Genomic DNA, 21,223 nt, shown 5'->3' on the forward strand with positions numbered 1-21,223 from the left:
GCGTGTGTTCCCGACCTGCGGGTCGAGCGTGTGCGGGGCGGCCATCGGTAGCTTCGAGACGAACGGCGGCCGAGCGGTGCATGGGTGCGTGAGGCCCACCCTGCCGCCGTCCGTCCCCGTGCCGCTACCGCTGTGCCGCGTACTTCTTGCTCACCGAGTCGTAGATCCCCTTGGCCTCCGCGCCCAGGTGCGGACCCGCCAGCCAGCCCGCGGTGACCGGGCCGATCGAGGTGTTGGAGACCAGCGCGGGCTCGCCGTCCGAGCCCGTCGCGACCCAGCCACCGCCCGAGGAACCACCGGTCATGGTGCAGCCGATGCGGTACATCGTCGGGTTGGACCTGACGAGCGAGAGCCGGCCCGGCTTGTCCGTGCACTGGTACATGGTCTCGCCGTCGAACGGCTTCGCCGCCGGGTAACCGGTCGCGGTGATGTCCCCGACCTCGGACACGGCCGGAGCGTTGAAGTCGACCGGGAGCGCCGAACCGACGGTCTCCTCCAGGGACTTGCCGTCGCCACCCTTCTCCGGCGTCACATGGATGACGGCGAAGTCGTACGAGGCACCCTCGCCGCCCGTCGGGCCGCCCTGCTCGATCCACTGGTCCGAGGTCTGCGCCCAGTTGCCCCACCAGACGCCGTACGGAGCGACCTGCTCCTTGGTGGCGTTCGCGCTCTCGGCCGCCGACATGGCGCTGTCGTTGTACGAGGGCACGAAGGCGATGTTGCGGTACCAGCCGCCCTTGGCGCCCGCGTGCACACAGTGGCCCGCGGTCCACACGAGGTTGGACTTCCCCGGATGGGCCGGGTCCTCGACCACGGTCGCCGAGCAGACCATCGTGCCCTCGGGCGAGTCGAAGAACACCTTGCCCGCCTCGGGCACGTTCTCGTGGTACGCCGCCGGAACGGCCTGCGCCTCCACCGGCGCCGGCTCGGGGTCGGTCACGCCCTGGTCACCCGAGAGGTCGTTCTCGTCGACACCCTTGCCCTGGTCCGGGTCCTCGGCCTCGCGCATACGGTCCGGGTCCCACAGGTCCGCGATGATCGGGTTGATGTAGTCGCCGGCCTCGCGCAGCCAGTCGTCCTTGTCCCAGTTCTTCCACTCACCGCCCTTCCACTTGTCGATGTCGATGCCGTGCTCTTTGAGCCTGTCCTTGATGTCGTCCGGGATCTGGATCTTGCCGTCACCGGCCGCGGCGGCGGACGTCTCGGCAGCCGCGTCGGCGTCCGTCCCGGCGTCGCAGGCGGTGGTGGTCAGAGCCAGCGCGGTGGCCATGCCTACCGCGGCCAGCACGGGGGAGATTCTGCGGCGCGGGCTCCTCCCTCGACGGGCGGCGAAGAGCGGGCGTATCGGTCGCATGGTGGTGACTCCCCCTGGAGGTGAACGAACAACTCTGTGCTGCCACACGGGACTTCGCACGGATCCGGGAACCCGTGCGTACCCGACGTGGACCGTGGGTGCTGATCAGCGAGGACCGCCGAACGGCACCACAGACTATGCCGTTGCTGTGGGGGACTTCCGACGGACCCGCAACGGTTCCGTCACGGCGAGGATCTCAGGTCCGCCGTTGCCCCGCGCGGTCCTCGTCGTTGGTACGTACGGGGGACGTTCCGGCTGCGTTCATTCCCTTGCCGCCCCATCGGGCGGACCGGCAACGCGCCTCCGCACAGCGTGGCATGGACGGCGTGGCGTGGACAGCGTGGCGTGGACAGCGGGAGGACGGCAGACGTGGCTGTGACGGAGTCCGAGCCCGAGGCGGCGCCCGCGGCAGGGGAAGCGGCGGGGGCGTGCGCGGTGCACGAAGCGGCGGGTGCGCGCGCTATGTACGAAGGACCGGGGGCGCGCGTGATGCAGGACAGCGCGATGGCGCGCGCGGCGCGCGAAACCGCATCCGTACGCGCGGCGCACGAGAACGCGACGGCGCGCGCGGCGCAAGAGGGCATCCTGCGGCGGCAGTCGGCGCGCGAGTCGGCGGCACGCACCTACGCGCGCGCCCTGCCGATCGTCCCTGTACGGGCGCGCGGGCTGACCATCGAGGGTGCCGACGGGAGCCGCTATCTCGACTGTCTCTCGGGCGCGGGCACACTGGCCCTCGGCCACAACCACCCGGTCGTCCTGGAGGCCATCCGCAAGGTCCTCGACTCGGGAGCCCCGCTGCATGTCCTGGACCTGGCCACACCCGTCAAGGACGCCTTCACCACCGAGCTGTTCCGCACCCTGCCACCCGGGCTCGCCGGCCGCGCGCGGGTGCAGTTCTGCGGCCCCGCGGGCACGGACGCCGTGGAGGCGGCGCTGAAACTGGTGCGTACAGCGACCGGACGCAACGGGATCCTCGCCTTCACCGGGGCCTATCACGGGATGACAGAGGGGGCGCTCGCGGCATCCGGAGGCGCCCCGGACGTACGAGTCACCCGCCTGCCCTATCCACAGGACTACCGCTGCCCGTTCGGCGTCGGAGGCGAGCGAGGGGCCGAACTCGCCGCCCGCTGGACGCAGTCCCTCCTGGACGACACGAAATCCGGCGTGACGAGCCCCGCGGGCATGATCCTCGAACCGGTGCAGGGCGAGGGCGGCGTGATCCCGGCCCGCGACGACTGGATGCGGCGGATACGGGAGATCACCGCGGCGCGCTCCATTCCACTGATCGCCGACGAGGTGCAGACGGGGGTCGGCCGGACCGGCACCTTCTGGGCGGTCGAGCACAGTGGCGTCACACCCGACGTGATGGTGATGTCCAAGGCCATCGGCGGCAGCCTGCCGCTGGCCGTCGTCGTCTACCGCGACGACCTCGACGTCTGGGAACCGGGCGCCCACGCCGGTACGTTCCGCGGCAACCAAATCGCCATGGCGGCGGGCGCCGCGACCCTCGCGTACGTCCGCGAGAACGGACTCGCGGAGCGCGCCGCCGCACTGGGCAACCGCATGATCGGCCGACTCCGCGCTCTGGAGTCCGACTTCGCCTGTGTCGGGGAGGTGCGCGGCCGAGGACTGATGATCGGCGTCGAGTTCGTCGACCCCGAGAAGCCGTCCGCCACCCCCGGAGGGCCTCCCTCCGCCGCGCCCGAGCTGGCCGCCGCCGTCCAGCGGGAGTGCCTGCGCCGCGGACTGATCGTGGAACTGGGCGGCCGGCACGCCGACGTGGTGCGCCTGCTCCCACCCCTCACGATCACCGACGAGCAGGCGACCGCGGTACTGGACCGGCTCGCCGACGCAGTGGCCGAGGTGGCGAAGGTGCCCACCGGCCGAGCTGTCACGGGCACCCGAAAGCCGCCGACAGAGCCCAGCGAACTGGCCGAACTGGCCGAGCAGGCAGAACAGGCAGAACAGGCAGAACAGGCCAAGTAGACCGAACACGCAGAGCAGGCCGAGCAGACCGAACACGCAGGGTGGGGCGGCGGACCGATGGGGGAGCAGCGCCCTCCGTCTTCCCGTCCCGGCCCGACCAGGAACCGCACAGGTGTCACCCATGCCGGAACAGCCCCGGTTCGTCGCCGTACGAGCCTGAACCACCTCCGAGGAACCCTTTTGAACGCCACGCCCGCATCCGACGGACGCCCCCAGCCCCACGAGCGAGCTGCCTGCCGCCCGCAGGTCCCGCTCGGGCCGGGGAGCGAGTCGGTCCCCCGGCAGAAGGGAGGGGCCAGGAAGTCCGAAGGACTGTACGGCGCCCATACCGATCTGCTGGAACACCCCGACCCGCACACCGCCGCCCAGGCGGCGGCCGTGGAGAACCTGCTGCGCTGCTGGGTACGCGAGCACGACCTCCCCGCTCCCGCCGACGGCGCCCTGCGCATCCCCCTGCCGGCCAGTGGTACGGCCCTTGTCGTCCCGGTCCAGTACTGGTCCCCCACGGGGTGGCACCGACTGGGCCCTCCTCACCTCGCCAGCGCCCCGGACCAGGCCCCTCCCACCGACGCCGTCACCCTCGCGGCCCTGCTGGGCCGCGAGGCTCCTGCCCATGGAGCTCCTGCCCATGGAGCTCCTGCTCATGGAACCCCGACAGCGTCCGTCGAGTCCGTCCCCGCGCACGTGTCCATCGAAGCGACGACGCCCGCCGAAGCGATGACGCCCGCCGCACCGGGTGCGACCGCCGCCGAAGGGAGCACCTACGTCGCCTCCGTGGGGGCCGCCGGGTTCCGCGACTCGGTCGACGACGGTGACCTGGTCGGCCGGGTCGCGGACTCCCTGCGACGGACCGTCGTGTTCATCACGGACCGCAGGGAGAACCCCGCGGACGGCTCCGACCTCTTCCTCTCCGCCGAACAGTCACTGCTGCTCGGCCATCCGCTCCACCCCACCCCGAAGAGCCGCGAAGGGCTCTCCGTCGCCGAGAACCGGCTCTACTCGCCGGAGTTGCGGGGCTCCTTCGCCCTGCACTGGATGGCCGTGGCCCCCTCCGTGCTCGCCACCGACTCGGCGTGGACCGAGCGCGGCCGACCGGTACCCGCGGAACAGCTCACCTCCCGGCTCGCCGGTGCGGGACTGCGGCTGCCCGAGGGCTACGCCGCGCTGCCGATGCACCCCTGGCAGCTCCGAGAAGTCCACCGCCGCCCGGAAACCACGAAACTCCTGACCGCCGGACTGCTCCGTGACCTCGGCCCTCACGGCTCCCCGTGGCACCCCACCTCCTCCGTCCGCACCCTCTACCGCTCCGGTGCCCCCGCGATGCTGAAGCTGTCGCTGGGCCTGCGCATCACCAACTCCCGCCGGGAGAACCTCCGCAAGGAGTTCCACCGGGGCGTCGAGGTCCACCGCCTGTTGCGTGCAGGCCTCGCCGGACAGTGGCAGGCGACCCACCCGGGCTTCGACATCGTGCGCGACCCCGCGTGGCTCGCGGTGAACGAGTCCGACGGCACCCCGGTGACCGGCCTCGACGTGATGATCCGCCACAACCCCTTCACGCCGACCGACGATGTCTCCTGCATCGCCGGGCTCGTCTCACCCAGGCCCGGGAACACGTCCACCGGACAACGGCAGCCCGAGCAGTCCCGGTCCGCGACCCGGTCCCGGCTCACCGAGATCGTCACCCGGCTCGCCGGCCGCACGGGCCGGCCGCGTGGAGCCGTCGCCGCGGAGTGGTTCCTGCGCTACCTCGAACACGTCGTCCGTCCTGTCCTCTGGCTGGACAGCGAAGCCGGCATCGCGCTGGAGGCACACCAGCAGAACACCTTGCTGCTACTGGACGCGGACGGCTGGCCCCGGGGCGGCCGCTACCGCGACAACCAGGGCTACTACTTCCGCGAGTCCCGGCGCGCGGAACTGAACGAGCGGCTGCCCGGCATCGGCGAGCACAGCGACACCTTCGTCTCCGACGCGGTCACCGACGAACGGTTCGCCTACTACCTCGCCATCAACAACGTGCTCGGCCTCATCGGTGCCTTCGGCTCCCAACGCCTGGCTGATGAACGCCTGTTGCTGGCCGCCTTCCGCCGCTTCCTCACCAGCGTCGTCTCCGGCCCGGCCCGCCTGCCGCGGACCACCCTGCCCTCCCTCCTGCTCGACTCTCCCGTCCTGCGCTGCAAGGCCAACCTGCTGACCCGGCTGCACGGCCTAGACGAACTCGTCGGCCCGGTCGACACCCAGTCCGTCTACGTCACCATCGCCAACCCCCTGCACTCCTGAGGAACATGACCCACCCCGTCTCCTGAGAGGAGCGTCGCCGTGCCTCCCCCCGATGCGAGCATCGACGCCGACGCCGACGCCGACGCCGACGCCGACGCCGACGCCGATACCGCTGCCGATACGGCCCACCGCGCCGACGCCCGGGTTGGAACGGGGCCCGCTGCCGACAGCCCGCACGGTCCGGACGACGCGGAAAACCCGCACGGTCCGGACGACGCGGGCAGCCCGGGCAACGCGGACACCCTCGACCTGCGTCTGCCCGACGACCTCCTCGCGCTCTTCACGAGGGACGCCGAAACAGCACCGCGCCGGACAAGACCCGCCCGCCCTCTCACCCCCACTGGTGAGGACCTGCTCGACCGCGTCGGTGACTGGGGGGAGACGGCTACCGACGCGGGCACCTTCCACCTGACCCCGGTACACCTCGACCGTGACCTTCCGCTGATCAGCCGCTGGATGAACGACCCTGCCGTGGCCGCCTTCTGGGAACTCGCCGGCCCCGGCACGGTGACCGAGGACCACCTGCGCGCCCAACTCGACGGCGACGGACGCAGCGTCCCCTGCCTCGGCATGCTGGACGGCACACCGATGAGTTACTGGGAGATCTACCGCGCGGATCTCGATCCCCTGGCCCGCCACTACCCGGCCCGCCTGCACGACACCGGAATTCACCTCCTCATCGGCGGTGTGGCCCATCGAGGGCGGGGACTCGGCTCGATCCTGCTCCGCGCTGTCTCCGACCTCGTCCTCGACCGTCGTCCCGCCTGCGCACGAGTCGTCGCGGAGCCCGACCTTCGCAACACCCCCTCCGTGTCCGCCTTCCTGAGCGCCGGCTTCCGGTTCTCCGCCGAGGTAGAGCTGCCCGACAAGAAGGCAGCCCTCATGGTCCGAGACCGGGCCCTGCGCGATCTGTTGTAGCGCCGTCACTTCTAGTACACCGCTCGTCCCGATCAGGTTCCCAGTCGAGGAGTCCCTGTGCCGAACCCGTCCTCCGCCCCGTCTCCCGGAGAGCCGTCACGTCTCTACGACCCGCCGGAACTGAGCCCGGAAAGATGGGAGGAGGCGGGGCGCCGCCTGCTCGCGAAGATGATCGGCGAGTTCGCGCACGAGGAGATCCTGCTGCCGGAACCGGCTGTGCACCGCACCGGCGGTACGGCGGCAGCCGTAGCTTCTTCCAGCCCCTCCAGCCCCTCCAGCCCCTCCAGCCCTCCCGGCTCTCCCAGCCCTTCCGGCGCGGGGGCTGCCGACGGGTCCCGGGGCCCCAGAGGAGACGATTCGCCACTCGCTACCGAAGCTCAGCGACGACCCACCGCGCCACCCATCCCCGAACCCCAGGCTTCGGCCGCGTCCCCTTCCGACCCGGAGCCGGCCGCCGCCCCCGACGGCGAGCGCTGCTACACGCTGCGCCTCGACGCCGGCGGCATCCTCGCCTTCCGCGCCCGCCGCGGTGCGTACGACAGCTGGCGGGTGGACCCGTCGTCACTCACCCTGACCGAACGCGCTGCCCGGCCCACGGACGAGGCCGAACTTCCCGCCGCAACCGAACCCGAACCAACCACCGACGCCGCGCCTTCCGAGCCCAGGCGCCCCGCCGGCCCGGTGCCCGATCCCAGGCCCCTCGCCGACCAGCCGCTCACGGAGGCCTCAGCCACCACCCCCACGGCACCCGACGCCCCCATGCCACCCCCACACCAGCGCCCCTACACCGACCCCCTCGACTTCCTCACGCGCGCCCGTGCCGTGCTCCGTCTCGACGGCGCCACCCTCGGGCACGTCATCCGCGAACTGTCCACCACACTCGCCGCCGACGCCCGGCTGGACCACACCGCCCTCCCGGCCGCCCGCCTCGCCGATCTCGGGTACGCGGAGCTCGAAGGGCACCAGACAGGTCACCCCTGGATCGTCCTCAACAAAGGACGGCTCGGCTTCTCCGCGACGGACGCCGCCCAGTGGGCGCCCGAGGGCCGCAGGGCGACCGTCCTGCCGTGGATCGCCGTCCACACCTCGCTCGCCACCTACCGGGGCGTCCAGGGCCTGGACAGCGCCGACCAGCTCTACGCGCGCGAGCTCGACCCCGCCGTCCGTAAGTCGTACGACACCGCACTGCGCGCGCGGGGCCTCACTCCGGAGTCGTACCTCTATCTGCCCGTGCACCCCTGGCAGTGGAACGACGTCGTCCTGCCGCTCTTCGCACCCTCCGTCGCCGCGGGAGCCATCGTCCCCCTGCCGCCGGACGGCGATCTCCGTCTGCCCCAGCAGTCGATCCGTACCTTCCTGAACACATCCCGTCCGGACCGGCACACCGTGAAACTGCCGCTGTCCGTCCTCAACACCCTGGTGTGGCGCGGCCTCCCGACGGAACGGACGCTGGCGGCCCCCGCCGTCACCGCCTGGATGCACGGGCTGCGGGACACCGATCCCTTCCTCCACGACACCTGCGGGGTGATCCTGCTGGGCGAGGTCGCGTCGGTGACGGTCGGGCACCCGGTGTACGACGCGCTGCCGGAAGTCCCGTACCAGTACAGGGAACTGCTCGGCGCGATCTGGCGCGAGCCGCTCTCCCGTCATCTGGCGCCCGGCGAACGTGCCCGTACGCTCGCCGCTCTCCTGCACACCGACCCCGAGGGGCGGGCCTTCGCGGCTGAGCTGGTCGAGCGCTCGGGCCTCGACCCGCGAAGCTGGCTGCGCCGCCTCTTCGCCGCGCTGCTGCCACCCCTGCTGCACTTCCTCTACCGGTACGGCACTGTGTTCAGCCCACATGGCGAGAACGCGATCGTTGTCTTCGACGACCATGACGTACCGGTGCGGCTCGCGGTGAAGGACTTCGTGGACGACGTGAACGTGAGCGCGGAGCGGCTGCCCGAGCACGCCTCCATGCCCGACGACGTACGGGCGGTGCTGCTCACGGAGCCGGCCGCCTTCCTCACTCAGTTCATCCACTCCGGACTCTTCGTCGGTGTCTTCCGGTATCTGGCCCCGCTGTGCCAGGAGCAACTGGGCGTGCGCGAGGACGAGTTCTGGTCACTCGTCCGGGCGGAGATCCTCCGGCACCACAAGCTGTTCCCGGAGCTCAAGGAGCGCTACGAGACGTTCGACCTGCTCACTCCCCGTATCGAGCGACTCTGCCTCAACCGCAACCGGCTGCACCTCGACGGCTACCGGGACCGGCCGCAGCGCCCGCACGCCGCCGTCCACGGCACCGTCCCGAACCCTCTCCACCAGTCGTGATCACCCACAGCACCGACGCCTGTGCACGCGTCCTGATCACATCCCCCTCCACCGCCGCGATCACCCGGTTGTCGGTGCCGACCCGTAGGGTGGTCGGGCTATGACAGAGCCCTCACTCCCCGAACTCCTGCACGCCGCCGTCACAGCCGTCGGCGGTACGGAGCGCCCTGGCCAGGTGACCATGGCCGAATCCGTCGCGCAGGCCATCGACGACGGTTCCCATCTGCTGGTCCAGGCGGGCACCGGCACCGGTAAGTCGCTCGGCTACCTGGTTCCCGCGCTGGCGCACGGGGAGCGGGTCGTCGTGGCGACCGCCACCCTGGCGCTCCAGCGGCAGCTCGTGGAGCGGGACCTGCCGCGCACGGTGGACGCCCTGCATCCGCTGCTGCGCCGCCGCCCCGAGTTCGCGATGCTCAAGGGCCGGTCGAACTACCTGTGCCTGCACCGCCTCCACGAAGGAGCGCCCCAGGACGAGGAGGAGGGCCTCTTCGACCAGTTCGAGGCGGCCGCGCCCACCAGCAAGCTCGGTCAGGACCTGCTGCGGCTGCGGGAGTGGTCGGACGAGACCGAGACGGGTGACCGCGACAACCTCACCCCCGGTGTCTCGGACCGCGCCTGGTCGCAGATCTCCGTCTCCTCCAGGGAATGCCTCGGCGCCTCGAAGTGCGCCTACGGAGCGGAGTGTTTCGCCGAGGCCGCCCGTGAGCGCGCCAAGCTCGCCGACGTCGTCGTCACCAACCACGCGCTCCTGGCGATCGACGCCATCGAGGGCGCCCCCGTCCTTCCGCAGCACGAGGTGCTGATCGTCGACGAGGCTCATGAGCTGGTCTCCCGGGTCACCGGGGTCGCGACCGGCGAGCTCACGCCTGGCCAGGTCAACCGCGCGGTGCGCCGGGCGTCGAAGCTCGTCAACGAGAAGGCGGCCGATCAGCTGCAGACGGCCGCCGAGGGCTTCGAGCGGCTGATGGAGCTGGCCCTGCCCGGCCGCCTCGAAGAGATCCCGGAGGATCTCGGGTACGCGCTGATGGCCCTGCGCGACGCCGCCCGCACGGTGATCTCGGGGATCGGGGCGACCCGCGACAAGTCCGTCACCGACGAGGACGCCGTCCGCAAGCAGGCCCTCGCCTCCGTGGAGAGCGTCCATGACGTGGCGGAGCGCATCACGAACGGCTCCGAGTGGGACGTCGTCTGGTACGAGCGGCACGACCGCTTCGGGGCGTCCCTGAGGGTCGCGCCGATGTCCGTGGCGGGCCTGCTGCGCGAGAAGCTCTTCACGGACCGCTCCGTCGTCCTGGCCTCGGCCACGCTGAAGCTCGGCGGCGACTTCAACGGCGTGGGCGCCTCGCTCGGCCTGTCCCCGGAAGGCGTCCAGGGGGAGGACATCCCGCTCTGGAAGGGCCTCGACGTCGGCTCGCCCTTCGACTACGGCAAGCAGGGCATCCTGTACGTCGCGAAACACCTGGCCAGACCCGCGCGGGACAGCGACCGCGGAGACATGCTCGACGAGCTCACCGAGCTGATCCAGGCGGCCGGCGGCCGTACGCTCGGCCTGTTCTCCTCGATGCGGGCCGCCCAGCTCGCCGCGGAGGAACTGCGCTCCCGCATCCCGGAGTTCCCGATCCTGCTCCAGGGCGAGGAGACGCTCGGCGAGCTGATCAAGAACTTCGCCGCGGACCCGAAGACCTGTCTGTTCGGCACGCTCTCGCTCTGGCAGGGCGTGGACGTCCCGGGCGCCAGCTGCCAGCTGGTCGTCATGGACAAGATCCCCTTCCCGCGCCCGGACGACCCGCTGATGAGCGCCCGCCAGAAGGCGGTCGAGGACGCCGGGGGCAACGGCTTCATGGCCGTCGCGGCCACGCACGCGGCCCTGCTCATGGCCCAGGGCGCCGGCCGCCTCGTACGGGCGACGGAGGACCGGGGTGTGGTCGCCGTGCTGGATCAGCGGCTCGCCACCGCGCGCTACGGCAACTACCTCAAGGCGTCACTGCCCGACTTCTGGTACACGACGGACCGGAACCAGGCGCGGCGGTCGCTGGCCGCCATCGACGAGAAGGCCCGGAAAGCCGAGGCGGCCAAGGCAGCAGAGGCGACCGTGGCGGCCGAGGAGGCCTGAACGGACACAGGGGCCGCTGTCTCCCGCTCCGGTGAGAGCGGGCGGCAGCGGCCCCTGTGACGTGCGCAGCGGTCCGGCGCAGGGCTCCGTGGGGCATCCGTGAGCGAGGCGGGGACAGCACAGGGCCCCGGAACCGGCGCAGAGGTCCCGGGGCCCGGTCAGGGGGATCCTCAGATCCGCCGGAGCACCGCCACGACCTTCCCGAGGATGGTCGCCTCGTCACCGGGGATGGGCTGGTAGGCGGAGTTGTGCGGCAGCAGCCACACATGGCCGTCCTCGCGCTTGAAGCGCTTGACCGTGGCCTCACCGTCCAGCATGGCCGCCACGATGTCGCCGTTCTCCGCGACCGGCTGGCGCCGTACGGTCACCCAGTCGCCGTCGCAGATCGCGGCTTCGATCATCGAGTCGCCGACGACCTTCAGCACGAACAGCTCACCGTCGCCGACCAGCTGCCGGGGCAGCGGGAAGACGTCCTCGACCGACTCCTCGGCGAGGATCGGACCACCGGCGGCGATCCGGCCGACGAGCGGGACGTACGACGCCGCCGGCTTGCCGGCCGTGTCGGTGGGCTGTGCGGAGGACTGGTCGGATCCGCGGACCTCGTAGGCCCTGGGGCGGTGTGGATCGCGGCGCAAGAAGCCCTTGCGCTCCAGTGCCATCAGCTGATGGGCCACGGAGGAGGTGCTGGAGAGGCCGACGGCCTGACCGATCTCCCTCATGGACGGTGGGTATCCCCGCCGCTGGACGGAGTCCCTGATGACCTCGATGACGCGGCGTTGCCGGTCGGTGAGACCGGAGCTGTCCGCCCGGATGCCTGGAGGTCGGCCCGGCAGGGAGCGGGCGGGCTTGGGCCCCTCCTGGTTCGCGGTTTCATTCATGGCTTGCACCGGCTCAAATCGGCCCTGGGAGCGGTCCTGGGCAGTGATGGTGGCACTGTCTGCGGTGGTGGTCACGTCGGCCCCTCTCGTTCGTCTCCCTGCTGGACAACGGTAGTTGCTTTCGAAAGGTTGCGCCAAACACACGTTCGAGTGAAAAAACGCGAATGGCCTTACGTGATCACGCGTCTGGGTGTATGGCTACCGCTGCACGGGGCGGACGAAGGTGCTCGGTGCCGCATTTTCTCGTACTGTTCGCCGCCGATGCCGTGGCCTTGTGGGTCGGAGCGGGGCGAGGACCAGTCTGCCATCAGGTGCCCCAGGGGCGGGGAACCGGCCCCCGTACCGCTGCCGCACACCGTATCCCCGTACGCTCCCGGCCGGAATGGACGCGCGGCACATGCCAATACGGGAGCGACACGCGCGTAGAGCGTGAAATTCGGGTCAGGCCCTACATATAGTGGTCCGAGTTCCACAGCGGCCCAGAAGTTGTGGTCCCCCGGTCTTCCAGCTCCTAGGTCATCGCCTATGCTGGGGGCTGCTTCGAGGGGCTCAAGGGCCTGCCGAGGCTATCGAGTCGTGCTGTGCGAGGAGGGTTGGATTCGATGCACTGCCCCTTCTGCAGGCACCCCGACAGCCGTGTCGTCGACAGTCGTACGACGGACGACGGCACGTCGATCCGCAGGCGTCGCCAGTGTCCCGACTGCTCCCGTCGGTTCACGACCGTGGAGACGTGCTCCCTGATGGTGGTGAAGCGGTCCGGAGTCACCGAACCGTTCAGCCGTACGAAGGTCATCAACGGCGTGCGCAAGGCGTGCCAGGGGCGGCCCGTCACGGAGGACGCGCTCGCTCAGCTCGGCCAGCGGGTCGAGGAAGCGGTGCGGGCCACCGGGAGTGCCGAACTGACCACCCACGACGTGGGACTGGCCATACTCGGGCCCCTCCAGGAGCTCGACCTCGTCGCCTATCTGCGGTTCGCGTCCGTCTACCGGGCGTTCGACTCGCTGGAGGACTTCGAGTCCGCCATCACGGAACTCAGGGAAGAGACGCAGGGCCCCGCCACGGCCGACGACGACGTGTGCGAGGGGTGCAAAGGAAGCGACCGCGGGTCCGGAGAGGCTGTCGAAGTCCCCGTGCCCGCAAGCGCCGCCGACTGACGAGAAGGGCCCGCACCGGCCCTGCCGATCGGCGGCGACCACATACCTGTTGCGAGCGGACGCGTAGGCGCTGCTCGCGATACCAGAACACACACCGTGCCCCGGGAAGAACGAGGCACTTCAGGGCGTTTTAGCCTGATACAGGGAGGCGGCATGACAGAGACGGCGAGCGGTCCGGCACGAGGTTCCCGCGCGAAGGGCACCAAGGCCACCAAGGGACTGCGTATCGAGCGCATCCACACCACCCCGGGCGTGCACCCGTACGACGAGGTGTCCTGGGAGCGCCGTGACGTCGTCATGACCAATTGGCGCGACGGCTCGGTCAATTTCGAGCAGCGTGGCGTCGAGTTCCCCGACTTCTGGTCGTTGAACGCGGTCAACATCGTCACCAGCAAGTACTTCCGGGGTGCCGTGGGCACTCCGCAGCGCGAGGTGAGCCTCAAGCAGCTCATCGACCGCATCGTGAAGACGTATCGGAAGGCCGGAGAGGACTTCAAGTACTTCTCCTCGCCGGCTGACGCCGAGATCTTCGAGCACGAGCTGGCGTACGCCCTCCTGCACCAGATCTTCAGCTTCAACTCGCCGGTGTGGTTCAACGTCGGCACGCCCCAGCCGCAGCAGGTCTCCGCCTGCTTCATCCTGGCCGTCGACGACTCCATGGAGTCGATCCTCGACTGGTACAAGGAAGAGGGCATGATCTTCAAGGGCGGCTCCGGCGCCGGCCTGAACCTCTCCCGGATCCGCTCCTCCAAGGAGCTGCTCTCCTCCGGCGGCAACGCCTCGGGTCCTGTCTCCTTCATGCGCGGTGCCGACGCCTCCGCAGGAACGATCAAGTCGGGTGGCGCCACACGCCGCGCCGCCAAGATGGTCATCCTCGACGTCGACCACCCCGACATCGAGGACTTCATCCAGACCAAGGTCAAGGAAGAGGAGAAGATCCGCGCCCTGCGCGACGCGGGCTTCGACATGGACCTGGGCGGCGACGACATCACGTCCGTCCAGTACCAGAACGCCAACAACTCGGTCCGCGTGAACGACACGTTCATGAAGGCCGTCGAGAACGGCGAGAAGTTCGGCCTGACGTCCCGCATGACCGGCGAGGTCATCGAGGAGGTCGACGCCAAGGAGCTCTTCCGCAAGATGGCGGAGGCGGCCTGGGCGTGCGCCGACCCGGGCATCCAGTACGACGACACGATCAACCGCTGGCACACGTGCCCGGAGTCCGGCCGTATCAACGGCTCGAACCCGTGCAGCGAGTACATGCACCTGGACAACACGTCCTGCAACCTCGCCTCGCTGAACCTCATGAAGTTCCTGAAGGACGACGGCAAGGGCCGCCAGTCCTTCGACGTCGAGCGCTTCTCGCAGGTCGTCGAGCTCGTCATCACGGCGATGGACATCTCGATCTGCTTCGCGGACTTCCCGACGCAGAAGATCGGCGACAACACCCGCGCCTTCCGCCAGCTGGGCATCGGCTACGCCAACCTCGGCGCCCTGCTGATGGCGACCGGTCACGCGTACGACTCCGACGGCGGCCGCTCCCTCGCCGGCGCCATCACCTCGCTGATGACCGGCACCTCGTACAAGCGGTCCGCGGAGCTCGCCGCGGTCGTCGGCCCGTACGACGGCTACGCCCGCAACGCGCAGCCGCACCAGCGCGTCATGAAGCAGCACTCCGACGCCAACGCCGTGGCCCCCCGCGTGGACGACCTGGACACGCCGATCTGGGCCGCCGCCACGGAGTCCTGGCAGGACGTGCTGCGTCTCGGCGAGAAGAACGGCTTCCGCAACGCGCAGGCCTCGGTCATCGCCCCGACCGGCACCATCGGTCTCGCGATGTCCTGCGACACCACCGGCCTTGAGCCCGACCTCGCCCTGGTCAAGTTCAAGAAGCTGGTCGGCGGCGGCTCGATGCAGATCGTCAACGGCACCGTCCCGCAGGCCCTGCGCCGCCTGGGCTACCAGGAGGAGCAGATCGAGGCGATCGTCGCCCACATCGCCGAGAACGGCAATGTGATCGACGCCCCGGGCCTCAAGACCGAGCACTACGAGGTCTTCGACTGCGCCATGGGCGAGCGTTCCATCTCCGCGATGGGCCACGTCCGCATGATGGCCGCGATCCAGCCGTGGATCTCCGGCGCGCTCTCCAAGACGGTCAACCTGCCGGAGACGGCGACCGTCGAGGACGTCGAAGAGGTCTACTTCGAGGCGTGGAAGATGGGCGTCAAGGCGCTCGCGATCTACCGCGACAACTGCAAGGTCGGCCAGCCCCTCTCCGCGAAGACCAAGGAGAAGGAGAAGACCGTCACGGACGCCGTCACGGCCAAGGCCGAGGACACCATCCGTACCGCGGTCGAGAAGGTCGTCGAATACCGCCCGGTCCGCAAGCGCCTCCCCAAGGGCCGTCCCGGCATCACCACGTCCTTCACGGTCGGCGGCGCCGAAGGCTACATGACCGCCAACTCCTACCCGGACGACGGTCTCGGCGAGGTCTTCCTGAAGATGTCGAAGCAGGGCTCCACCCTCGCGGGCATGATGGACGCCTTCTCGATCGCCGTCTCCGTAGGCCTGCAGTACGGCGTCCCCCTGGAGACGTACGTCTCCAAGTTCACGAACATGCGCTTCGAGCCGGCCGGTATGACGGACGACCCGGACGTGCGGATGGCGCAGTCGATCGTCGACTACATCTTCCGCCGCCTGGCGCTCGACTTCCTGCCCTTCGAGACGCGTTCCGCCCTCGGCATCCACTCGGCCGACGAGCGGCAGCGACACCTGGAGACGGGCTCGTACGAGGCCGGCGAGGACGAGGTCGACGTCGAGGGGCTGGCCCAGTCCGCGCCCCGCGCGCAGGAGCTGAAGGCCGTCGTCACCCCCAAGGCCGAGGTCGAAGCGGTCAAGCCCGCTCCGCTGCAGGCCCACACCAGTGCCGAACTGGTGGAGATGCAGCTGGGCATCCAGGCGGACGCCCCCCTGTGCTTCTCCTGCGGTACGAAGATGCAGCGGGCCGGTTCCTGCTACATCTGCGAGGGCTGCGGTTCGACGAGCGGCTGCAGCTGACACCGGGCGCCTTCAGGGCGTGAAATAACTGGTCAGGGCGGTGGAGCCGGTCTCGCGGCTCCACCGCCCTCGACTAGCGTGACGCCTGGCTGTTGTGTTTGATGCAACGCGCGGCCGGGTCGAGGGCTTGTCGCGGCGATTGCTCTCGTGGCATGCTCCGGGCCATGATCAAGAGAATCGAGTCCTCCGTCCGCCGATGAGCGGGACGACCGGGACAGGACTGCCCGGATCACCGACAACGCTGTTCGACCACGCGCTGCGGCTGCATCAACTGGTTCCGGACGAGCCGCTTCCGCGCGACGGGTACCCCTTTCCCGACGACGCGTTGCACCGTCGCCGAGGCCCGAAGGCGCCCAGAGGCCGGCACTTGGCCGGCAAGGATATTGCGCTCATTCTGGACGCGCATTTCGCGAGGCCCTCTGCCTTGCCCAGCGAACTGGCCGACGTCTTCCACGACGTCTATGTCCCGATTCACCACAACGAGCACATCGCCGCCGCGGCTGCGCGGGTGGACACGGAACGCGCTCGTCAAACGGGCCGCTGGCTGGTCCGCTATGGCACCGATCGCTGCTCAGTCACTGTCGGGCTTGCCCTGCTCGCCGTTGTGGGAACAGCTGACGACATCCCACTGATACAGACGATCGGGCTGCTCTCCGACCGCTTCGGGCCGCTGGCGGCGTACGCCTTCGAGCGGCAGACAGGAGGAGTCGAAGCCCTGCTCTGGCTCGCCGAGCGAGTCACCGGCTGGGGACGTGTCTATGCCGTTGAGGCTCTCTGCAGACTCGATGACCCAGCTGCCCGACGATGGCTGCTGCGCAGGGCCTGTGACGGCGACTTCCTCAACGGATACTTCGCCGGCGAGGTCGCCACAGTCGCCAGACTCCATGAGGCGCTTGCAGAGCTCGACACTGACAGCGAGATGGTCGACCACATCGGTCGGCTACTCCATCTCATGAGCGACTGCGGGGGGATGGGACTCACCCTCGCTCACTACCCCCATTCGAGAGTGGTCCTGGAAGCTCATGCCCGTCATGTGGGTTTGCTCAGCCCGACCATGGAGCGCTACTTCACGATCGCGGTGCTCACTCAGCACCTGACTACGGAGCCTCCCAAGGCTGCGGGGTGCACAGCGGCACAACAGGAAGCGCTCCGGGCGATCTACCTTGAGGTGCTCGACCGCGAGGAGTGGACCCAGGCCGCACGTGCCGGGATCGCGGCGGATGACAACCGGATGCGGTGGCTCGCCGACCACAGGGCGCCACAGCTGAGGCTGCGCGCGTTCCCCGATCGAGAGCCAGATGCCGAGGAATAGCGCACGTCAGGAATGAGTGCTCTCCGTCAGTATCCACAGCGGACCCACATGCCGAAGGGGCGGTGCAGCCACAGGCTGTACCGCCCCTTCGGCGTGTCCGCGTACTTTCAGTGCGGGAGCGTGCGCATGCGCGTGCGCGAGAGCCGCGTGGCCTCAGGACGCGTCGGCGTTGCCCATGATCCTTGCGAAGGTCGCCGGGTCCGCGTCGAAGCCCTGGACGGCGGGACGGAAGGTCCACTCTCCGGAGTCGTCACGTACGAACTCGGCGACCGTCGTGGCCGTGGCCCCGAGGACGGCGCCGAAGTCGCCCTCGGACAGGACGGTGTAGCCCTCGCGGATCCGCAGGGCCGGGTTGGTGACGCCGACGAACGTGCGCCGTCCGGTGCGCTGCTGTATGGCGACGCCGACCATCACGCGCGCGTAGCGCTTGTTGAGACGGCTCAGCTCCAGGGTCATCACCTCGTCCCAGCCGAAGCCCTTGCCGTCCTTGCTGTCCCGGTTGAGGTAGATGGTGCCGTCCGGGGAACGGCTGCCGAAGTGCACTACGTAGTCGGGATCTTCCTGGGTGTCGGTCGCGAGATAGGTGGCGGCGACGATGTCGAGATCGATGGCCGGTTCGCCGGTGGGACTGGGATCCCACTTCACCGAAACCTCGACCTTGCTGATGCCCTTGTTGAGGCCGTTCACCGCACATCCCTCCTGGTGCCCCTGCGTCGGACGCCTCAACTGCCGGGCAGCTGAGGCGTGTTGCTTATCGTGCCACGCACCCGGGGGCGCTCGCGCGGATGCAGTGCGCCCGACCGTGACCGACGCCACGTTCCTGGGCCTTACGATGGCGCCGTGCTGGTCAAGTGGATTCGCTGCACCGTGGTGGACCGCCGCGGTTTCGAACGGGGACAGCGAAAATGGGCGGGACTTCTGGGGGAGCCGGGATTCCGGGGGCAGGGCGGGGGCTGGAGCCGGGGAAGGCCCGGAGTGGCCCACATCTTCGCCTTCTGGGAGAGCCGTGCCTTCTACGACTCCTTCATGGCGCGCTCCCATGACCGGCTGGCCGCGTCCCAGTCGGGCACCTTCAAGGACCAGTACGCCACACTCTTCGACCACCGTTTCGACGTGAAGACCGGCTTCGAGCCGCGCTTCACGGAGGCCGATCTCGTGCGGGTGGCGCACTGTCGCGTGCACGAGGAGCGCGCCGAGCACTTCGCGCTGATGCAGGAGAAGGTCTGGAACCCGGCGATGGCCGGCTCGCCCGGCATGGTGCGTGGCCTGTTCGGGGAGGCGCCCGGCCCCGAGTTCCTGGTCCTGTCGATGTGGCAGTCGGCTGCCGAGCACGGCAAGTACCGCGCCGAGCGGGTGGAGCGGCTCGCTCTGCGCGCCCAGATAGAGGCGGACGTCGTGGCGCTCACGGGGGACATCATCCAGCTGGAACCGACCTGGACCGTCTGATGGCATCTTCGGCGGTGTCCTGAGGGCGCTCCGACGCCGTCCGAGGGCGTCTCACGAGACCGCGATCTGTGTGACCTGTGACGTATGAAGCCCGTACGAGTGCTCGATCGGGCGTGACCCGATCTAGGGTTCCGGTATGGCACGTCCACGGCGCATCGTTCTTGTCCGGCACGGCGAGTCGGTGGGCAATGCCGATGACTCCGTCTACGAGCGTGAACCCGACCACGCTCTGGCACTCACCGAGAAGGGGTGGCGACAGGCGGAGGAGACGGGCAAGCGGCTCAGAGAGGTCTTCGGCAACGAGCAGGTAAGCGTTTACGTCTCCCCGTACCGCCGCACCCACGAGACCTTCAGGTCCTTCCATCTCGACCCCGCCCAGGTCCGCGTCCGCGAGGAGCCCCGGCTGCGTGAGCAGGACTGGGGGAACTGGCAGGACCGGGACGACGTACGTCTCCAGAAGGCCTATCGCGACGCGTACGGGCACTTCTTCTACCGCTTCGCGCAGGGCGAGTCAGGCGCCGATGTGTACGACCGGGTCGGCAACTTCCTGGAGAGCCTCTTCCGGAGCTTCGAGGCACCCGACCACCCGCCCAACGTGCTCCTGGTGACCCACGGTCTGGCCATGCGGCTGTTCTGCATGCGCTGGTTCCACTGGACGGTCGCCGAGTTCGAGTCGCTGTCGAACCCCGGGAACGCGGAGATGCGGATGCTCGTCCTCGGGGAGGACGGCCGCTACACGATCGACCGTCCCTTCGAACGCTGGCGTGATCCGGAGTCGTACGGGGCCATCGGCTAAGGGGCTCATGGCGGTAACGGAGTGGCGCTGGCTCCTTCATCCGCCGTTTGTCATCGGCCATTCGGTGTCCGTCATCCGTCATCACCGATCCGCGATCCGCGATCCGCGATCCGTCATTCGCCATTCGGTGCCTGTGTCAGGCGGCGGCTATCTTTTATCCGCGTCTGTTGTCCTTTGTCTGGAATCCGTGAGCAACGAACTAGAGTGGCAGGGCGATGACCGCTGACTCCTCTCCCGCCGGGCGCCTCGACCGCGCCCTGGCCAGCCTGCGCGGTCTCGCGGTCGGGGACGCGCTGGGCTCACAGTTCTTCGTACCCGCGAACTATCCGCTGCTCCAGGACCGCACACTGCCGCCAGGGCCCTGGACATGGACCGACGACACGGAAATGGCCGCCTCCGTAGTGGCCACTTTGGCCGCCCACCACCGCATCGACCAGGACGAACTGGCCCGCTCCTTCGCCGAGCGCCACGACGCCGACCGGGACTACGGTCCCGCGGTGGACCGGCTGCTGCGGCAGATCCGGGAGGGCGGCGACTGGCGCGAACTGTCCTCGGCCCTCTTCAAGGGACAGGGCTCATGGGGCAACGGTGCGGCGATGCGGATCGCGCCGCTGGGCGCCTGGTACGCGGACGACCCGGAGCAGGCCACGCACCAGGCCGAGATCTCGGCGTATCCCACTCATCAGCACCGCGAAGCGGTGGTCGGCGCCATGGCCGTGGCGGCCGCCGCCGCGCTGGCCGCGGCGCCAGGGGGTCCGCCCGGGCCCGGCGCGCTGCTCGACGGCGTCATCGGTCTCGTGCCGCGCAGCGCCGTGGGAGCGGGTCTGCGGCGCGCCCGGGACATGCTCGACTACGGGGACACGACCACAGTGGCGGCCGTCCTCGGCTGCGGCCGACGCACGACCGCGCACGACACGGTGCCCTTCGCGCTCTGGTCGGCGGCGCGGGCCCTCGGCGACTACGCAGGCGGCTTCTGGGCCACCGCCCAGGTGGGGGGCGACATGGACACGACCTGCGCCATCGTCGGAGGCGTGGTGGCCGCCGGCACGGCCGGGGCGCCTCCTGCGGAGTGGCTGGAGCACACCGAGGCGCTGCCGGGCTGGCTGACACCGGCGGACGCGATCTAGGGCTGTTCCAGGACTGCCCTGGGGCTGCCCTGGGGTGGGCGGGGTGCCGGGCTCAGTTCGTGGCCACGCGCGTGTGCCCTCTTTTTGCCCGCCCCAAGTGCCGGTCCCTGTCACAGCCCTGCCACAGACAAGCCGCGCCCCGCTGTCCCGAGAGGCCCGCGGTTACCCTTTCCGCCACGCCGATCGTTGATCATCAAGCATTGATCATCGAGAGTCGGCGCCGACGAGAACCGGTTCCTGAGCTTCCCCGCGCAGCCGTGCGCTGCGTGGTGCCCGGACCGGTCGGGGAGGGGGTCCTGTGTCCGACAAACCGTCCGAGGCCGAGCCGAGAGAGTCGGAGACCGAGGAGCCGGGGGAGTCTGCCAAGCCGGAGGGCACCGTTCCCGCGGCCCGCTCCGGCGCCGAGAGCACGGGGGCGGGGGCGGCCGTGGGCTCGGATCCGGATCCGGACCCGGACCCGGACCCGGACCCGGATGCGGCCAAGGCCACAGGCGG

At 69.8% G+C, this 21,223-nt stretch carries 14 protein-coding genes; 11 read left to right on the forward strand and 3 right to left on the reverse strand.

Annotated elements, in window-relative coordinates; translation table 11 throughout:
• Nucleotides 1-124: 124 nt before the first annotated feature.
• On the reverse strand, nt 125-1,354 hold the full coding sequence (locus tag C6Y14_RS37995; protein WP_107021472.1) for a trypsin-like serine peptidase: 1,230 nt from the start codon (nt 1,352-1,354) through the stop codon (nt 125-127).
• Nucleotides 1,355-1,858: 504 nt separating this feature from the next.
• On the opposite strand from C6Y14_RS37995, the gene C6Y14_RS38000 reads away from it, so the two are divergent.
• From C6Y14_RS38000 to C6Y14_RS38025, 5 genes are all read left to right on the forward strand, one after another.
• A complete protein-coding gene (locus C6Y14_RS38000) occupies nt 1,859-3,340 on the forward strand; it encodes a diaminobutyrate--2-oxoglutarate transaminase family protein (protein ID WP_107021588.1) in 1,482 nt (493 codons plus the stop codon).
• 180 nt (nt 3,341-3,520) lie between these two features.
• Nucleotides 3,521-5,617 carry an IucA/IucC family protein gene (locus C6Y14_RS38005; RefSeq protein WP_107021473.1) on the forward strand — a complete coding sequence of 699 codons (2,097 nt, stop codon included), beginning with the start codon at nt 3,521-3,523 and terminating at the stop codon, nt 5,615-5,617.
• Between the two features lie 39 nt (nt 5,618-5,656).
• Nucleotides 5,657-6,535, forward strand: a complete 879-nt coding sequence (locus C6Y14_RS38010; protein WP_404828889.1) for a GNAT family N-acetyltransferase — start codon at nt 5,657-5,659, stop codon at nt 6,533-6,535.
• 57 nt (nt 6,536-6,592) lie between these two features.
• On the forward strand, nt 6,593-8,845 hold the full coding sequence (locus tag C6Y14_RS38020; protein WP_225891483.1) for an IucA/IucC family protein: 2,253 nt from the start codon (nt 6,593-6,595) through the stop codon (nt 8,843-8,845).
• Between the two features lie 100 nt (nt 8,846-8,945).
• On the forward strand, nt 8,946-10,958 hold the full coding sequence (locus tag C6Y14_RS38025; RefSeq protein WP_107021474.1) for an ATP-dependent DNA helicase: 2,013 nt from the start codon (nt 8,946-8,948) through the stop codon (nt 10,956-10,958).
• A 170-nt stretch (nt 10,959-11,128) separates the two neighbouring features.
• Here C6Y14_RS38025 and lexA read toward each other — a convergent pair whose 3' ends face one another.
• Nucleotides 11,129-11,911 carry a transcriptional repressor LexA gene (gene lexA / locus C6Y14_RS38030; RefSeq protein WP_107021475.1) on the reverse strand — a complete coding sequence of 261 codons (783 nt, stop codon included), beginning with the start codon at nt 11,909-11,911 and terminating at the stop codon, nt 11,129-11,131.
• 527 nt (nt 11,912-12,438) lie between these two features.
• Between lexA and nrdR the strand changes: the two genes are divergently transcribed.
• The 3 genes from nrdR (at nt 12,439) to C6Y14_RS38045 (ending at nt 17,359) form a co-directional block, all read left to right on the forward strand.
• A complete protein-coding gene (gene nrdR / locus C6Y14_RS38035) occupies nt 12,439-12,990 on the forward strand; it encodes a transcriptional regulator NrdR (protein ID WP_107021476.1) in 552 nt (183 codons plus the stop codon).
• A 153-nt stretch (nt 12,991-13,143) separates the two neighbouring features.
• On the forward strand, nt 13,144-16,047 hold the full coding sequence (locus C6Y14_RS38040; protein ID WP_107021477.1) for a vitamin B12-dependent ribonucleotide reductase: 2,904 nt from the start codon (nt 13,144-13,146) through the stop codon (nt 16,045-16,047).
• A gap of 196 nt (nt 16,048-16,243) precedes the next feature.
• On the forward strand, nt 16,244-17,359 hold the full coding sequence (locus C6Y14_RS38045; protein ID WP_199855006.1) for a hypothetical protein: 1,116 nt from the start codon (nt 16,244-16,246) through the stop codon (nt 17,357-17,359).
• Nucleotides 17,360-17,512: 153 nt separating this feature from the next.
• Here C6Y14_RS38045 and C6Y14_RS38050 read toward each other — a convergent pair whose 3' ends face one another.
• Entirely contained in the window at nt 17,513-18,046 is a 534-nt protein-coding gene (locus C6Y14_RS38050; RefSeq protein ID WP_107021478.1) for a TerD family protein, read from the reverse strand.
• Nucleotides 18,047-18,199: 153 nt separating this feature from the next.
• Between C6Y14_RS38050 and C6Y14_RS38055 the strand changes: the two genes are divergently transcribed.
• The 3 genes from C6Y14_RS38055 to C6Y14_RS38065 all read left to right on the forward strand — a co-directional run bounded on the left by C6Y14_RS38055 (nt 18,200) and on the right by C6Y14_RS38065 (nt 20,728).
• A complete protein-coding gene (locus C6Y14_RS38055) occupies nt 18,200-18,805 on the forward strand; it encodes a YdbC family protein (protein WP_107021479.1) in 606 nt (201 codons plus the stop codon).
• 136 nt (nt 18,806-18,941) lie between these two features.
• A complete protein-coding gene (locus tag C6Y14_RS38060; protein ID WP_107021480.1) occupies nt 18,942-19,601 on the forward strand; it encodes a histidine phosphatase family protein in 660 nt (219 codons plus the stop codon).
• 215 nt (nt 19,602-19,816) lie between these two features.
• Nucleotides 19,817-20,728, forward strand: coding sequence for an ADP-ribosylglycohydrolase family protein (locus C6Y14_RS38065; protein WP_107021481.1), 912 nt, complete (start codon nt 19,817-19,819; stop codon nt 20,726-20,728).
• The last annotated feature ends 495 nt before the right edge of the window (nt 20,729-21,223 follow it).

The organism is Streptomyces dioscori (assembly GCF_003024195.1).
GTDB lineage: Bacteria > Actinomycetota > Actinomycetes > Streptomycetales > Streptomycetaceae > Streptomyces > Streptomyces dioscori.

Excerpts from the sequence above, each read along its gene's own strand:
- C6Y14_RS37995 (WP_107021472.1), bottom strand. The coding sequence starts at position 1,354 with ATGCGACCGATACGCCCGCTCTTCGCCGCCCGTCGAGGGAGGAGCCCG.
- C6Y14_RS38060 (WP_107021480.1), top strand. The coding sequence starts at position 18,942 with ATGGCACGTCCACGGCGCATCGTTCTTGTCCGGCACGGCGAGTCGGTG.
- C6Y14_RS38040 (WP_107021477.1), top strand. The coding sequence starts at position 13,144 with ATGACAGAGACGGCGAGCGGTCCGGCACGAGGTTCCCGCGCGAAGGGC.
- C6Y14_RS38025 (WP_107021474.1), top strand. The coding sequence starts at position 8,946 with ATGACAGAGCCCTCACTCCCCGAACTCCTGCACGCCGCCGTCACAGCC.
- C6Y14_RS38000 (WP_107021588.1), top strand. The coding sequence starts at position 1,859 with ATGGCGCGCGCGGCGCGCGAAACCGCATCCGTACGCGCGGCGCACGAG.
- nrdR (WP_107021476.1), top strand. The coding sequence starts at position 12,439 with ATGCACTGCCCCTTCTGCAGGCACCCCGACAGCCGTGTCGTCGACAGT.
- C6Y14_RS38065 (WP_107021481.1), top strand. The coding sequence starts at position 19,817 with ATGACCGCTGACTCCTCTCCCGCCGGGCGCCTCGACCGCGCCCTGGCC.
- C6Y14_RS38045 (WP_199855006.1), top strand. The coding sequence starts at position 16,244 with ATGAGCGGGACGACCGGGACAGGACTGCCCGGATCACCGACAACGCTG.